The organism is Edwardsiella anguillarum ET080813 (assembly GCF_000264765.2).
GTDB lineage: Bacteria > Pseudomonadota > Gammaproteobacteria > Enterobacterales > Enterobacteriaceae > Edwardsiella > Edwardsiella anguillarum.
This window is the reverse complement of sequence record NZ_CP006664.1, coordinates 2500217-2514873: the sequence shown is the minus strand read 5'-3', so window position 1 is coordinate 2514873 and position 14657 is coordinate 2500217. Positions and strand designations below refer to the sequence as shown.

Sequence of the window (14657 nt, the reverse complement as noted above, 5' to 3'; positions counted from 1 at the left end):
GCCCCCGAAAACGCACCCGCCTGCCCGCTCCCCGCCGTCGCGGAGGATCACGCCAAATTATGATGCAGCAGCGGTAAATAAAAGCGCTGCGCCTGTGCTTCGAGCTCTCGCTGCGCCGCGTTATCCAACGTGCGCACCACCCGCTGCAGATAGGCATCCTGCCCCTCTCCCGGACTGAAGGCATCCCCGTTCCACGCCTGCAGCAGACTGCCGTGCGCCTTGGCGAGCCGAGCATCGTCCGTCGTCTGTAGCTGTCCCGTTTCCTTATCATAACAGCACTTCAGCCATTGCCATCCGCTGCGCGTCAGCAGCAGCGGCGCCTGCATCCCCTCGCGATAGCCCTCGATCAGGCGCACCAGCTCACGCTCGGCCTGCGCCGCATCGAGTCCGGCAAAGTGCCACGTCGTATTCTTGCGCCCAAACATCCAGCTATCGCCGCCCCCCTGAGCCAGGCAGAACAGCAAGTGCTCTATCCACAGCACGATCCCGTCCGTCGCCCCCAGCTCTGCGGGGCGCCAGCGCACCAGCCCTGACGCCTGCGCCTGCGGCAGCCAGCCGGTCAGGCGGCATCCGTCCAGCGTACGGTCGATCTCCAGGCTCTCCCCCGGCAGGAACAGATCGCCGACCCGCTGCGCCAGCTGCGTCATCTCGTCGCACTGCGCCTGCCACCACAGCGCACCGAAAGCGCCAAAGGGCAGGGCTCCGGCAGCGCGGATCTGGCGATACAGTGTCTCGATCTCATCGCCACCGATCAGGCGGTTAAGCAGCAGCTGGTTGATCTGATAGCGGCTGAGCGCATCCAGCGTGAAGGGCTCCTCCTGCGGCAGCTCACTCTCCTCACGGATAAAGCTGACCCCCAGACGCTGCTGAAAAAAGGCCCGGACCGGATGACGGTAAAAGCGGATCAGCATATCCAGCGTCAGGTGTTCCAACGGCAGCGGCGCCAGCCGGGCGGCAAACGGCGGATGCTCGATCCCCTGCCCGCAGGCGGCCGGCAGCCATTCACTGGCGTAGCTCTGGAACTCGCCCTGCGGATCGAAGTTCTCGGCATCAAACGGCACCCGCGGGTGCGTATGGCACAGATGCGCCATCACCCGTTCGGCGCTGCTGTCCACGTCCAGCGCCACATCCTGAGCCAGACAATGGCTCTGGGCGATATACTCCAGCAGCTCACTGACCAGCACGCTGGGATAGCGTGCGCTGTTATCCTGGACCGAACGGCCAATGTAGCTGATGTACAGCCGCTGCTGCGCCGACAGCAGCGCCTCCAGAAACAGGTAGCGGTCATCGTCACGCCGGCTGCGATCGCCGCGCTGCGCTTTCCCCGCCATCAGATCAAACCCCAGCGGCGCCAGGGTACGCGGATAAACGCCGTCGTTCATTCCCAGCAGACACACCACCTTAAACGGGATTGAGCGCATCGGCATCAAGGTGCAGAAGTTGATCGGCCCGGCGAGGAAGCGCTGGCTGATGCGCTGATTATCCAGACGGGCGGTCAACTCGTCGCGCAGCACCGTGATCGGCAGCGTCTCGGGATAGGCCGACGCCAGTCCCTCTTCAATCAGCTTAAGCCACTGCTGTTCGATCAGCGCACACACCGCTTCGCTATCGGCGTCGGTGACAAAAAAGTCATCCAGCAGCGCCCGGCACAGCGGCTGCCACTGCGCCAGCGTCTGCATCTGCCCCAGGCGCTGACGCCAATCGCGCAGCGCCGCCAGAAACTGCGCCAGCTGCCCAGCCAGCTCGGCGATCGTCCCGCTGGACTCATCGTAGGGCAGCACCCCCTGCCACTCTCCACTGCGGCTGTCCATGGCATAGCCCAGCAGCATGCGCGTCAGGCCAAACTGCCAGGTATGCTGACCGGTCGCCGGCAGCGCCAAGTCACGCACCGCGTCATCGTCCAGCCCCCAGCGGATCCCGGACTCCTCCACCCAGTGGCGCAACAGCCGGATACCGTCATCGTCGATATCAAAGCGCGCCGCCAGCGCCGGCACCTCCAGCAGCGCCAGCACCTGCTCGGCGTTAAAGCGGCTATGGGGAAGATCGAGCAGCGCCAGCAGCGCCTGCACCACCGGATGCAGCTGGCGGGCGCTGCGGTCCGAGATTGCGAAGGGCAGATAGCGGGCAGCCGGCGCATTGCCGAAGACGGCCTGAATAAAAGGCGCATAGCTGTCGATATCGGCCACCATCACGATCACGTCGCGGGCGCTCAGCGTTGCATCGGCGGCGAACATATCCAGCAGGCTGTCGTGCAGCACCTCAACCTCGCGCTGCGGGCTGTGGCAGACGTGTACGCTGATGCTGCGATCGTCCGACGCCAGCCGCCGCTTCTGCCGACTATCCTGCAGCGCCGGCGCAGCGGCAGCGATACAGGCGTGATCCTCCAGCTCCAGCATATCCCGCTGGATGCGCTGCAGCAGGGTATCCTGCGCCAGGTCAACAAAGGCGCTGACCTCCTGTGGGCCGTGCTGGGCCAGCAGATACATATGATCGCGTCCCAGCTTGCCCCAGGAGGCCAGCAGCGGATTGCTCAACGCCTGCTCGCCCTCCTCGCTAAACAGCGCAGCGGCCTGCTCCGGCACACGAAACAGCGCACTCTGGCTATCGCCCAGACTGCACTGCGCCAGCAGGTAGTCGCGGCGGCGTCGGCTTTGCAGCCGCGCCAGAAACGCGTAATCCTGAATGTCGCCCCAGTAGTAACGACAGGGATTGGTGAACATCAAATGCACATCAATGTGCTCACCCAGCGCGCGTAGCGCCTCAAGGTAGACCGGCGGCAGCGCCGAGATCCCGCAGATAAAGACCCGGCGCGGCAGCCCCGGCGGGGCGCCGTCGCTCGCCTTCAGCGCCTGAATGAAGCGTTGATATAGGTTGGCGCGGTGCCACTGGGGCTGGCCTAGCTGCTCGGTATAGTCACGCAGCGCCACCCACAGCGGCGCCTGCCACTGCTGCGCGCTGTCCAGCCCCTCGATCAGTCCACCCTGCTCCCAGCGCTGCAGCCACTCGGGGCGGTAGACCAGATACTGGTCATACAGGTCGGCAATCCGCGCCGCCAGCTGAAAATGCTTGCGCCGATCCGTATCGTCGCTCAGATAGTGCGCCAGCGGGGCAAACGCCGGGCGATCGAGGAACTGCGGTAACAGCCACATCAGCTTCCAGGTCATGGCATCTTTGCTAAAGGCGCTGCGCTGCGGGATATCCGGCAGCACCTGGGTAAACAGCTCCCAGATAAAGGTGGCCGGCAGCGGAAAGTCGATATTGGCGGCGATGCCGAAGCTGCGCGCCAGCTCCATCTGCAGCCACTGGGACATCCCCGGGCTTTGCACCAGGATCACCTCGCGCGCAAAGGGCGTCTCCAGCGGCTGCCCCTGCATCAGCGCCGCCATCAGCTGCGTCAGAACATCCAGTTGATTGGAGTGATAAACGGTAAACATAGCCTCTCCGGTGGGGCCCGCCCTGCTGCGCGGCCTGTTGGGTGTGCGCCAAAGCTACCGCGATCGCCCGCTAAGGGCAAATCAACTTTGCCAGGCTGACAGGCCGCCCCCGCGGCGGGGTGAGCTCGCACACCAGCAGACGACAGGATCCCGCGGCGCGCAGCCCCAGCGTCCGGCTCCACCCCGGCGGCACCCCCTCCTCCGACGGCGCCTGCAGCGGCAGCGTCGCCTGCGCCAGCGCGCCGCGTGCATAGCGCCAAGCCTCCTGACGCTGCTCCTGCGCCCGCTGCGCATGCAGCAGCGTGCGCTGAGTCTGCACCAGCCCCATCAGTCCGACGCTGGTCAGCAGCAGCGCCAGCATCACCTCAACCAGCGTGCTCCCCTGCTGCAGGGCAGACGATCCCCGCGGGCACAAAGTCGCTCCAGCCGCCGGGCAGCGCCCGATATCGTTGATCCCGCTCATGCGCCTCTCCCTCTAGATAGCGTACCCGAACCAGTGGATAGGTCAGCGGAGACGGCTGGCCAGACACACACAGCAGCGCCCGCTGCGCATCCAGTGCGCGAATGCAGGCGTACCACGACGGCGCCAGCGCCCGGCATTGCCAGTACGGCCTGGCCTGCCAGCGCAGGCGCTGCGCCCGCGTCAGCCAGAGATCGGCCTGCACCTCGGCGTACCAGTATCGCTGCTGCGCCGCGCTACGCTGCAGCAGCGCCGTGGTTTGCGCCTGTTGCGCCAGCACCCAGCCCAATGCCAGCGCCAGCGCGGCCAGCAGCGTGCCCAACAGCGCCGCGCCGCGCTGACGCCTCACGGGGCGGCTGGCCGCGCTAGATTCGGTGCGGCCAGCCACTGCCGCAGCACCAGCGGCGCATCGGGGTATCGCCGCTCCGCCAGGCTCAGGGTCAGCTGAAAGGTCGCCGCGCGACGGACAATACGCAGCGCATCGATCCGCCAGCGCCGCTCATCGCTCACCCGCTCCCAGCCGCCGCCGTCACAGAGCGTGGCACCGCGCCGCACCTCCAGCGCCCCCTGGCGCAGACGCCAGCCAAAGCGCTCAGCCTCCTCGACGGCGCCATCGCCGTCCAGATCGTAGGCCAGCAGCACGCAAGAGCCGCCTGGCTCCCCGCGCACGGCGGCTATCTGCACCGGCGGCGCCGGACGGCGACAGGGCGCCGCGCAAAATCCGCTGCGGCGCAGATCCTTCTCCAGCCGATCCAGCAGCCCCGCCGCTTCCTCCATGCGCTGCAGCTGACGCTGAGCGGCCAGCCCCTGACGCCGCAGTTCACTGACCAGGCGCAGGGTGGCCGACATCACCAGCGCGCCGAGAAACAGTCCCACCATGATCGACAGCAAGCTCATTCCCCGCTGACATCGCACGCCGTCAGCGCCGACACTCCATACTCTGCGCACAGCCTCACCCTCCCCTGCGCCGACCAGATCACCCGGACGGCACGCCGCTCATCGCTCAGGCGGAGATGCCCTGGACGCGCCGTATTGCGGACGCCGTAAAACCCGGCGTCGGCAGACATCTGCGCCTCCAGGCGCAGCGGCGCTATCGGTATAAAGGCCGCGGCGGCGCGACAGTCGTCCTGCGGCTGCGCCACCAGGCAGGCCACTCCCCCGCGGCCGCGGCGAAACAGGATAGGACGCCCCCCGTTGCTGCGAAAGGCCTGCTCGCGCAGCGTCAGCAGATACGTCTGCAGGCGTAGCCCCTCTGCCAGCATCCGCTGCTGATCGCGGCGCGGCAGCCAGAGCGGTAGCGCCGCGGCGGCCAGCATCGCCAGCACGCCACAGACCAGCATCACTTCCAGCAGGGTGTATCCCCGCGGCGCCTCCCGCATGACCGCCCCCATTCGCACGATGGCACGGCGGCCCTCGCCGTGGCGGCATCCAGCCTAAGCTGGCGACGACGGCAGGCCAAGCGCTATCGCGGCGGGATACGGCTGACGCCAATAAAAAACGCCGGCACAGGGCCGGCGTTTACAGAGGAGTATGCGTCGCTGCGCATTACACGGCGACGGGGGCTTTAATCGCCGGGTGCGGATCATAACCTTCGATGATGAAGTCCTCGAAGCGGTAGTCGAAGATCGACGCGGGACGGCGCGCCAGCGCCAAACGCGGCAGTGCACGCGGCTCACGGGTCAGCTGCAGCGCCGTCTGCTCCATATGGTTACTGTACAGATGGGTATCCCCGCCGGTCCAGACAAAATCGCCGACCTGCAGATCCAGCTGCTGCGCCATCATATGAACCAGCAGCGCATAGCTGGCGATATTGAACGGCAGCCCCAGGAAGACGTCGCAGGAGCGCTGATACAGCTGGCACGAGAGGCGGCCGTCGGCGACATAAAACTGGAAAAAGGCGTGGCAAGGCGCCAGCGCCATCTGATCCAGCTCGCCCACGTTCCAGGCCGACACGATGATCCTGCGCGAGTCGGGATCCTGGCGCAGCTGCTCCATCACCTGACTGATCTGATCCACCTGGCGGCCGTCGGTGCAGCCCCAGGCGCGCCACTGCTTACCGTATACCGGGCCGAGATCGCCGTTGTCATCAGCCCACTCATCCCAAATAGTGACGTTATTCTCATGCAGGTACTTGACGTTGGTCTCCCCGTTAAGGAACCACAGCAGCTCATGAATGATCGAGCGCAGGTGGCACTTCTTGGTGGTCACCAAGGGAAAACCCTGCTGCAGATTGAAACGCATCTGATGGCCAAAAATCGACAGGGTGCCGGTGCCGGTACGATCGGCCTTGGGTGTCCCCTCTGCCAGCACTTTTCTCATCAAATCCAGATACTGTTTCATGTCACCTCAAACTCTCTACGTAAAAAAATCAGGACGCCTGCGCGCGCGGCGAATGACGATAGGCCCACACCATCATGATAACGCCGACCACGATCATCGGTATGGAGAGGATCTGCCCCATGCTGATCACCCCGTCAAACAGGCCAAGCTGCGCATCGGGCTGACGGAAAAACTCACAGATAATACGGAAGGCGCCGTAGCCCACCAGGAACAGTCCGGAGACGCTGCCCATCGGACGCGGCCTGCGAATAAATAGGTTCAGGATAATAAACAGCACGACCCCCTCCAGCAACAGTTCATACAGCTGAGACGGGTGACGCGGCAGCAGGCCAAAGTGGTTATACACCGCCTGCCACTGCGGGTGGGTCGCTGCCAGCTGCATATCCTCACTGCTGGAGCCTGGGAACAGCATCGCCCAGGGCGTATCCAGCGTCACGCGGCCCCACAGCTCGCCGTTAATAAAGTTGCCCAGACGCCCGGCGCCCAGACCAAACGGCACCAGCGGCGCAATAAAGTCAGACACCTGGAAGAAGGTGCGCTTGGTGCGACGGGCAAACCACAGCATCGCCAGGATCACCCCGATCAGACCGCCGTGGAAAGACATGCCGCCATCCCAGACCTTAAACAGATATAGGGGGTTATCGATAAACAACGGCAGGTTATAGAACAGGACATAGCCGATGCGCCCGCCGAGGAATACCCCGAGGAAGCAGGCGTACAGCAGGTTTTCGACTTCGTCTTTGGTCCAGCCGCTGCCCGGCCGGTTGGCCCGGCGCACCGCCAGCCACATGGCAAAGACAAAGCCCACCAGATACATCAAGCCATACCAGTGCAGCGCTACCGGACCGATGGAGAAAATCACCGGGTCAAAACTGGGAAAATGCAGATAGTTCGTCATCCGTCACCACAATACTGTCTGAGAAACCGTATAAAATGCTCAAGTGGCGCATCATAACATAGGAAAGTGGAGGAACCGGGGTATGCGTAACGATAAAGTTATGTAAAAAAGCGTATCGCCCCACGGCGGATCGCAGCCGAAAAGATAGGCTTATCTCGCAGCATCAGGCGCCGGCGCCCTGCGTGTCCACCGCCGGCGAGGGGGGCCCCCGGGTAATGGCCGTCATACACTCTGCCTTAATCGTTTCCTGATCGTCACGGAATATATCCATCCCAACGTATTTTCAGAAAACGGCGAGCGCGTGTGATAGCCGACGAGGGCGCGAACGCCGGACAACGCCCCCCTGCTTACCAGCCGCTCAGCAGAGAAAAGGTTTGCCAGAACAGGGTGACCACCAGCAGGGCGCACAGCGGCACGCTGAACAGCAGACGGCCGGAGAGCAAACGGTGGATCAGAATCCCCACCAGCACCGATACCGGCAGCAGCGCCAGGAAGAAGGGCCAGGTATACAGCATAAACAGCAGCGTATTGGTGCCATAAACGACAAAGGGCAGCGCGAACGCCAGCCAATAGAAAACAAATCCCAACACACCGCCGCTGAAGGCGTAAGAGGGATCTTCGCGTTCGCCGGTGGTCAGTTCATCGGCCGGCCTGTTGGCGGCATTAATCAGCATACCCGAATCCTGCGGCAGCAAAGCGTTCACATACGCGGAAAGGCGATCGGCCTCACCGCTGCGCGCCGGGCAAAACAGGGCCGACAGGCGCAACACCGAATGCCAGAGCCGTACGGCCTCAGACTCACGCTGGCATATGCGCTGATAATACCGCCGAGGGCCAAAACGTCTAACATTTGCACGGCCAAATTTGTTACCAATTGTTCTCCCTCTCGAGGCGTCCGGCGGCGCTCTCCGCCGCCTAAATTGCACCATACGGAGGCATGACGCCTAGGGGAGACGTTATATCCCCTTCTCATCGGCCTTACTCCCGCTATTTTTCCCCCTTTGTCCGCGCAAGAAATTGTTTAATCCCCTGCCACAGGCGATAATATTTGGCAGATGAATGCCCCTGCCGACGTGTGACGCGCCATCGACAGACCGATACAAAGGACGCCCGACTCATGCTTTCCCGCTGCAGATACTCTCTCTCCCTGGCCGCGCTCTGCCTGGGCTGCGCGCTCGTCGCGCCGGTCAGCGCCCAGACCCACCAGCCCATTGGAAAAATCGCCGATCAGGAAGTGCGCCATATCGCCACCTATTTCCCCGGCCGCATGGCGGGCAGCCCCGCCGAGCTGATGATGGCCGACTATGTCAACCAGCGCTTCCGTCAGATGGGTTATGACAGCAACCTGCGCGACTTTAAGACCCGCTATCTGTACCGCGACAGCAACGGTAAAAACAGCTGGCACAACGTTACAGCCACCTCGGTGATCGCCGCAAAAGCGGGCCACGGCGCTCAGCAGATCCTGATCGTCGCCCATCTGGATACCTTTACTCCGCAGAGCGATGACGACGTTAACCATAACTTGGGCGGGCTGACGCTCCAGGGGGTCGATGATAACGCCTCCGGCGTCGGCGTCATGCTGGAGCTGGCCGAGCGCCTGCGGCCGATAAAAACCCAGGTCGGCATTCGCTTTCTGGCGCTGAGTGCGCAGGAGCTCGGCGGCAAGGGGATCGAAAACTACCTTAGCCGTATGACACAGGAGGAGAAGAAAAATACCCTGCTGGTGATCGGCATAGACTCCCTGATCAGCGGCGACAGGCTGCTCGCCACCAGCAACGCTCAGGCGCTGGCCGAGCGCAGCCGCGATCGCCTGCTACAGCTAGCCAAACGCGACGGTATCCGCATCGCACGCGGCGACAGCGCGGCGCTGGGTCAGTCCACGCCCCAGAACGAGGGGATGGCGCTGTTTTCTCAGGCCGGGCTTCCACTGCTGCTGCTCTCTGCCGCGGATAGCCAAGATCCGACGCGCCAGACGCGCCACGGCGGCAACCTGTTTGCACAGGGCACCAGCTGGCATCAGCCCCAGTACGACAATATGAAATATTTGGATCGGCACCTGCCGGGACGGATCCGAGCCCGCACCCGCGAGGGGGTCAGGATCCTGCTGCCGCTGCTGGAGCAGCTGACCCGCTGATCCCACCGCCGCTGTATACGCTGCGGGCTTCCTAATGTAGAGAAATATCAGGCAATGTGGCTTTAGGTAAAGGGGGATTGCGTTGCTGTATCTGGGCATTACATTACTCAGAGAGCCGGCGGCCGTTCGCCCCTGAGCACGGTGCGCTGCAATCCCGTCCCGGATCCGACGGGACGGGATTGTACGGGCCATTTCCATTTTACCGGTCACCAACGTTATCGACCCCGCTGCGGCGGGCGCTGTGTTGAGGCAGATTATGCAAACTGAAGAACAACGTATCATTGAAGGTCTTTTTTCCCGTCTGCAGCAGGCTGAGGCCGGCAGCGGTCCCCGCGACGCCGACGCACAGCGGCTGATCCAGGCCTGTCTGACCAAACAGCCGGCCGCCCCGTATTACATGGCGCAGGCCATGCTGATCCAGGAGGCCGCGCTCAAGCGACTCAATCAGCAGGTTGAACAGCTGCAGCAGCAGATCAGTCAGCTCCAGAGCCAGCCGCGTAGCAGCGGTGGCTTCCTCGCCGGCCTGTTCGGCGGCGGCAGCCAGAGCGGCGATGCCCCGGCATCCGCTGCGCCGACAGCTGCCCGTACGCCGCTGGGTAGCCAACCGATCCCTGGCGCTGCCAACTATGCTCAACCGGGCTATGGTCAGCCGGCGCCCAGCTATGGCCAGCAGCCGACGGCAGCCCCCTCCCGTGCAGGCAGCTTCCTGGGCGGTGCGCTGCAGACCGCGGCCGGCGTCGCCGGGGGGATGGTGATGGCCAATATGCTGACCGGACTGTTCCACCAGAGCCGTCCAGAAGAGATCGTCAATATCATTGAGGACACCCCCGCGCCGGAGGCCACCAACAGCGACGTCGATCGGGGCAATGAGACCCTGGGCAATGACGCTCAGAACACCGATGCTCAGGACAGCGGCCAGAACGATGCCGACTGGCGTCAGGATAATAGCGGCGGTTTTGGCCAGGATAGCGGCTTTTCCGATCCTCAGGACGACGGCTTCTTTGGCGGCGACGACGACGACTCCTCCTTTTTCTAACGCATCGCTCACGCCGGGAAGATCCCTCCCCGCTTCCCGGTGTGCGCCTGCACGCCAAATGTAACAAAATGTAACTCTAAGTATATTCACCAGATTTTTATTCATCGACACGGATAAAATATAAACCCTACATTTAAATACTATTCAATATTTATTGCGAAATAACCCAGCAAAATAAAATATAACACCAGCAAGATATCCACGATTTTTAGTGAAGCAATAAGCACAATAATATATATCCAATTATTCAAAGTTTATTTTTATATTTAAACATTCGCAGTATCAATCCTCTCTGAAATCAGATTCGCCCAAAAATAATCACTCCCCCACTTTAGCCCCATCATCCAAGAGGCATCCCCGCCGCCGGGGATGTACGCTCTCACCAGCACCACCACAAAACAATCAATAAAATAAATCCATTTGCATATAAATTAACAAAATAAATAGATTACCCATGAGCTACATACATATGAATTACATTATGCAATAAGATTAAAATGAGTCATCGTGCCATTTTTGGTGTCAAGCGATTATCCTGCCCTTGGTTATAACACCATTATTAGCCATCCATTTAAAATAATTATTACTCATCAAGGATAAGATATGAAATATAAATACCTTGCAGTGGTTATTCCGGCATTAGTGGCGGCGGGCGTAGCGCATGGGGCTGAGGTTTATAATAAAAATGGCAATAAGGTCGATATCTATGGCCGTCTCGCCGGAGAGTTCTACTCCGGTGACGGCGCTGGAGATGACAGCTATGCGCGTATCGGCTTTAAGGGGGAAACCCAGGTTAACTCGATGCTGACAGGCTATGCCCGCTGGGAGTTCCAGGCGAAAGCCAGCCGCAACGAAAGTGCGCCAGAAAGCTATACCCGTCTGGGCTTCGTGGGACTGAATATCGCCCAGTTCGGCTCGCTGGACTATGGCCGTAATAACGGCGTGCTTAAAGGTGTGGAAGACTTTACCAACGTATTCCCGGTCTACGGCGGCGACTCCTATACCAAGACCGATAACTACATGACCGGTCGCGCCAATAACCTGCTCACCTACCGCAACCGCGACTTCTTCGGCCAGATCGAGGGGCTGAATATCACCCTGCAGTACCAGGGCAAGAACGAGGGGACGATTAAAGATAGCGATATTCAGAGCGGCACCGGCAACCGCGGCGACGCCTCTGCGCGGCGTGACAACGGCGACGGCGCCGGGATCGCCGCCACCTATGAGCTGCCTTTCGGCATCGCTCTAGCAGCGGCCTATAGCAGCTCCGATCGCACCACCGCCCAGTCATCGGGAACGCAGGGCAGCGCAAGGGGCGAGCACGCCGAGGCCTGGACCTTCGCCGCCAAATACGATGCCAATAATATCTACCTGGCAGCCATGTACGCGGAAACCCGCAATATGACCCCCTTCAACAAAAATAACCTGATCGCGAAGAAGACCCAGAACTTCGAGGCGGTGGCCCAATACCAGTTCGACTTCGGCCTGCGTCCCTCTCTGGGCTATGTGCTGTCGCGCGGCCTCAACCTTAATAGCGACAACGCGGCGCAGAAAAACGCGTCTGGCAGCCTGGTCAACTACATCAGCGTCGGCACCGAGTTTGCGCTGAACAAAAACATGGTGACCTACATTGAATATAAGATGAATCTGCTGAAAGATAACGAGTTCAGCAGCTATAACAACATTGATACCGATAACCAGCTGGGCGTCGGCATTCAATATAATTTCTAATCTCGCCCATTATAAACAAGGCCTCCCGAGGGAGGCCTTGTGCTCTTATGCGCTTGTGCTATCCGGCTCAGTTGCGGCCGAACATATCCTTGATCCAACTGGCAACACCGTCGCTGCTCTGCCCCTGGCCAGCGGCAGCCGGCGGCGGCGCACTGCACAGCGACTGCGGATCGTCGGTCCAGACCGGCAGGGTACGCCCGCTGCCGCACTGGAAATTACCGGCGTCATCGACCCCTACCATGCTGATCCCCTGCGGCGGCACCAGATCCAGCGCCAGCGGCGTCTGATTCTCCAGATAACGGCGGTACAGGGTCAGGGCACCGCTGGCCCCGGTCAACTTGGAGGGGCCGTTATTATCGCGCCCAACCCAGGTGATCGCGACCTCCTTCCCGTCGATACCGGCAAACCAGCTGTCGCGCAGATCGTTCGTGGTACCGGTCTTAGCCGCCAGATGGTAGCGGCCAAATTTACCCGACAGCGACCGCGAGGTTCCGCTCACCACCCCCTGCTGCATGGCATACAGCGTCAGGTAGGCCGCCTGCGGGGCCACCACGCTCTGCGCCTGGGGCAGGCTCTGATACAGGACAGTGCCGTCCTCGGCGATCACCGAACGCAGCGCCGACAGGGTCGCCCGATTACCACCGGCGGCGATGGTCTGATAGGCCTGGGCCACCTCCATCGGTGTCAGGTTGATCGCGCCCAGCAGCATGGCAGGAACTGGATCAATGACGCTCTTCGGGACGCCCAGCTGTTGCCAGGTCGCACTGATCCTGTCCAGCCCCAGCGCCATGCCCAAATTCACCGTCGGTACGTTGAGCGACTGCGCCAGCGCGGTCATCAGCATCACCTGTCCACGGTACTGACGATCGTAGTTTTTCGGCTCCCAGTAGGTGCCGTTGGAGAGCTTGATCGACACCGGCTGATCCGTCAGCGGGGTATTTAGGCGATAGCTAGCCGGCTCGCTCAGCGCCGTCAGATAGGTCGGCGGCTTGGCCAGCGAGCCGATCAGACGACGGGCGTCCATCGCGCGGTTAAAGCCGGCAAACTGGGTCTGCGCACCGCCCACCATCGCACGCACTTCGCCGCTGAAGCGATCGACCACCACCATGGCCGCCTCCAGATCGTCTAAGTGGCGCGCCGCGCGCAGCGCCGGAATACCGGCCTCGACGGCTTTCTCCGCCGCGTCCTGCGAGACAGGATCGAGGGTGGTAAAGATTTTCACCCCAGAGAGGTCCTGTACCTTATCGCCCAGCTTAGCCTGCAGCTCCTGGCGCACCAGCTGCATAAACGCAGGCTGCGGCGAGATGACGCCCCCCTTGGGCTGTACCCCGAGCGGGCGGGCGCTGAGCATGTTGTACAGATCCTGATCGATGATCTTCTGCTCCAGCAACAGATGCAGCACCACATTGCGCCGCTCCAGCGCCAGCTTGGGATTACGCCACGGGTTATACAGCGATGCTCCCTTGACCATGCCCACCAGCAGCGCCTGCTGATCCAGGCTCAGCTCTTCTACCGGACGGCCAAAGTAATACAGGCTGGCCAGCGGGAAACCGCGGATCTGATCGTTGCCGCTCTGTCCCAGGTACACCTCGTTGAGGTACAGCTCCAGAATGCGATCCTTGCTGTAGCGGTAGTCAAGGATCAGCGCCATATAGGCTTCGTTAAGCTTGCGCCATAGGGAGCGCTCGTTGCTCAGGAACAGGTTTTTCACCAGCTGCTGAGTCAGGGTGCTTCCCCCCTGCACCGTACGCCCGGCCGTCAGGTTGGCCAGCAGCGCACGGCCAATGGAGTAGAAGCTGATGCCGTCGTGCTGATAGAAGTGGCGATCCTCCGTCGCCATCAGGGTATCCACCAGCAGCGTCGGGAAGCCGCTGCGCGGCACAAACAGACGCTGCTCGCCGTTGGGCGACTGCAGCATCGTGATCAGCCGGGGATCGAGACGGAAAAAGCCAAACTGGCGCTTATTCTCCAGATTGACAATCTCGTTCAGGCCATCCGCATCAAACACCAGGCGAGCGTGGATCTGCCCCTCTTTTCCATCAGGAAAATCAAAGGGGCGGCGCAGCATATCGATACTGCTGCCCGAGACGGTAAACTCGCCGGGACGGGTGATACGACTCACCTCGCGGTACTGCATGCCCTCCAGCAGATTGACCATCTCTTTCTTGCTGTAGTTCATCCCCGGCTCAAGGCTGACCATCCGACCATACACGGCGGCCGGCAGCTGCCAGACCTTACCGTCGATACGACTGCGGATCTGCTGATCGAGATAGACCCCATAGGCGCCAATGACGACCAGCGCGACCAGCGCCAGACGAAACAGCAGCCACAGCACGCGGCGCCGACGGGAACGTTTTACCTGTTTGCGCGCCACATCACCCTCATCATCGTCATCATCATATCCACCATCATCACTCTCCCCACGCGCCTGGTCATCCTCGTCGTAGTCATCCTCGTCGTAGTCATCCTCGTCGTAACGACGGCGACGGCGCGCAGGCTCTCCGCGTGGCGGCTGCGCCGCCCGTTTTTTACCTTTACGCCCGATTGGCTGGCGATCGTCCCCAGACATATCCTGTTTCTCCGGCTGTAATACGGCCTAAGCCGCCTAATATGCGCCTGTGTCC

The 14657-nt window shown here is 61.6% G+C and carries 12 protein-coding genes; 3 read left to right on the top strand and 9 right to left on the bottom strand.

What is annotated here, in order from left to right; translation table 11 throughout:
• Window positions 1-47 precede the first annotated feature (47 nt).
• From recC to ETEE_RS11250, 8 genes are all read right to left on the bottom strand, one after another.
• A complete protein-coding gene (recC, locus tag ETEE_RS11285) occupies window positions 48-3434 on the bottom strand; it encodes an exodeoxyribonuclease V subunit gamma (RefSeq protein ID WP_034163197.1) in 3387 nt (1128 codons plus the stop codon).
• Between the two features lie 70 nt (window positions 3435-3504).
• Entirely contained in the window at window positions 3505-3849 is a 345-nt protein-coding gene (locus ETEE_RS11280) for a prepilin-type N-terminal cleavage/methylation domain-containing protein (protein WP_225865136.1), read from the bottom strand.
• Window positions 3800-4243: a DUF2509 family protein gene (locus ETEE_RS11275; RefSeq protein ID WP_034163195.1), complete on the bottom strand. Its 444-nt coding sequence runs from the start codon at window positions 4241-4243 to the stop codon at window positions 3800-3802. Before ETEE_RS11275 ends, ETEE_RS11280 begins: the two co-directional genes overlap by 50 nt.
• The gene (locus ETEE_RS11270) at window positions 4240-4791 is read right to left on the bottom strand and encodes a peptidase (RefSeq protein ID WP_034163194.1); all 552 of its coding nucleotides are present in this window, start codon (window positions 4789-4791) and stop codon (window positions 4240-4242) included. Before ETEE_RS11270 ends, ETEE_RS11275 begins: the two co-directional genes overlap by 4 nt.
• Complete coding sequence (locus ETEE_RS11265; RefSeq protein WP_034163278.1) at window positions 4788-5273, bottom strand: prepilin-type N-terminal cleavage/methylation domain-containing protein; 486 nt, start codon at window positions 5271-5273, stop codon at window positions 4788-4790. The genes ETEE_RS11270 and ETEE_RS11265 overlap by 4 nt, the downstream gene beginning before the upstream one ends.
• A gap of 166 nt (window positions 5274-5439) precedes the next feature.
• Complete coding sequence (gene thyA / locus ETEE_RS11260; protein WP_034163193.1) at window positions 5440-6234, bottom strand: thymidylate synthase; 795 nt, start codon at window positions 6232-6234, stop codon at window positions 5440-5442.
• Between the two features lie 28 nt (window positions 6235-6262).
• A complete protein-coding gene (lgt, locus tag ETEE_RS11255; protein WP_034163192.1) occupies window positions 6263-7132 on the bottom strand; it encodes a prolipoprotein diacylglyceryl transferase in 870 nt (289 codons plus the stop codon).
• A 347-nt stretch (window positions 7133-7479) separates the two neighbouring features.
• Window positions 7480-7806 carry a DUF3561 family protein gene (locus tag ETEE_RS11250; protein WP_034163277.1) on the bottom strand — a complete coding sequence of 109 codons (327 nt, stop codon included), beginning with the start codon at window positions 7804-7806 and terminating at the stop codon, window positions 7480-7482.
• Between the two features lie 443 nt (window positions 7807-8249).
• Between ETEE_RS11250 and ETEE_RS11245 the strand changes: the two genes are divergently transcribed.
• From ETEE_RS11245 to ETEE_RS11235, 3 genes are all read left to right on the top strand, one after another.
• Window positions 8250-9266: an aminopeptidase gene (locus tag ETEE_RS11245; protein WP_034163191.1), complete on the top strand. Its 1017-nt coding sequence runs from the start codon at window positions 8250-8252 to the stop codon at window positions 9264-9266.
• Window positions 9267-9522: 256 nt separating this feature from the next.
• A complete protein-coding gene (locus ETEE_RS11240; protein WP_034163190.1) occupies window positions 9523-10302 on the top strand; it encodes a DUF2076 domain-containing protein in 780 nt (259 codons plus the stop codon).
• 603 nt (window positions 10303-10905) lie between these two features.
• Window positions 10906-12033 (top strand): porin, encoded by a 1128-nt coding sequence (locus ETEE_RS11235; protein WP_034163189.1) that lies wholly within the window; start codon window positions 10906-10908, stop codon window positions 12031-12033.
• A gap of 67 nt (window positions 12034-12100) precedes the next feature.
• On the opposite strand, the gene mrcB is transcribed toward ETEE_RS11235, so the two are convergent.
• Window positions 12101-14602, bottom strand: coding sequence for a bifunctional glycosyl transferase/transpeptidase (mrcB, locus tag ETEE_RS11230; RefSeq protein WP_034163188.1), 2502 nt, complete (start codon window positions 14600-14602; stop codon window positions 12101-12103).
• Between the last annotated feature and the right edge of the window lie 55 nt (window positions 14603-14657).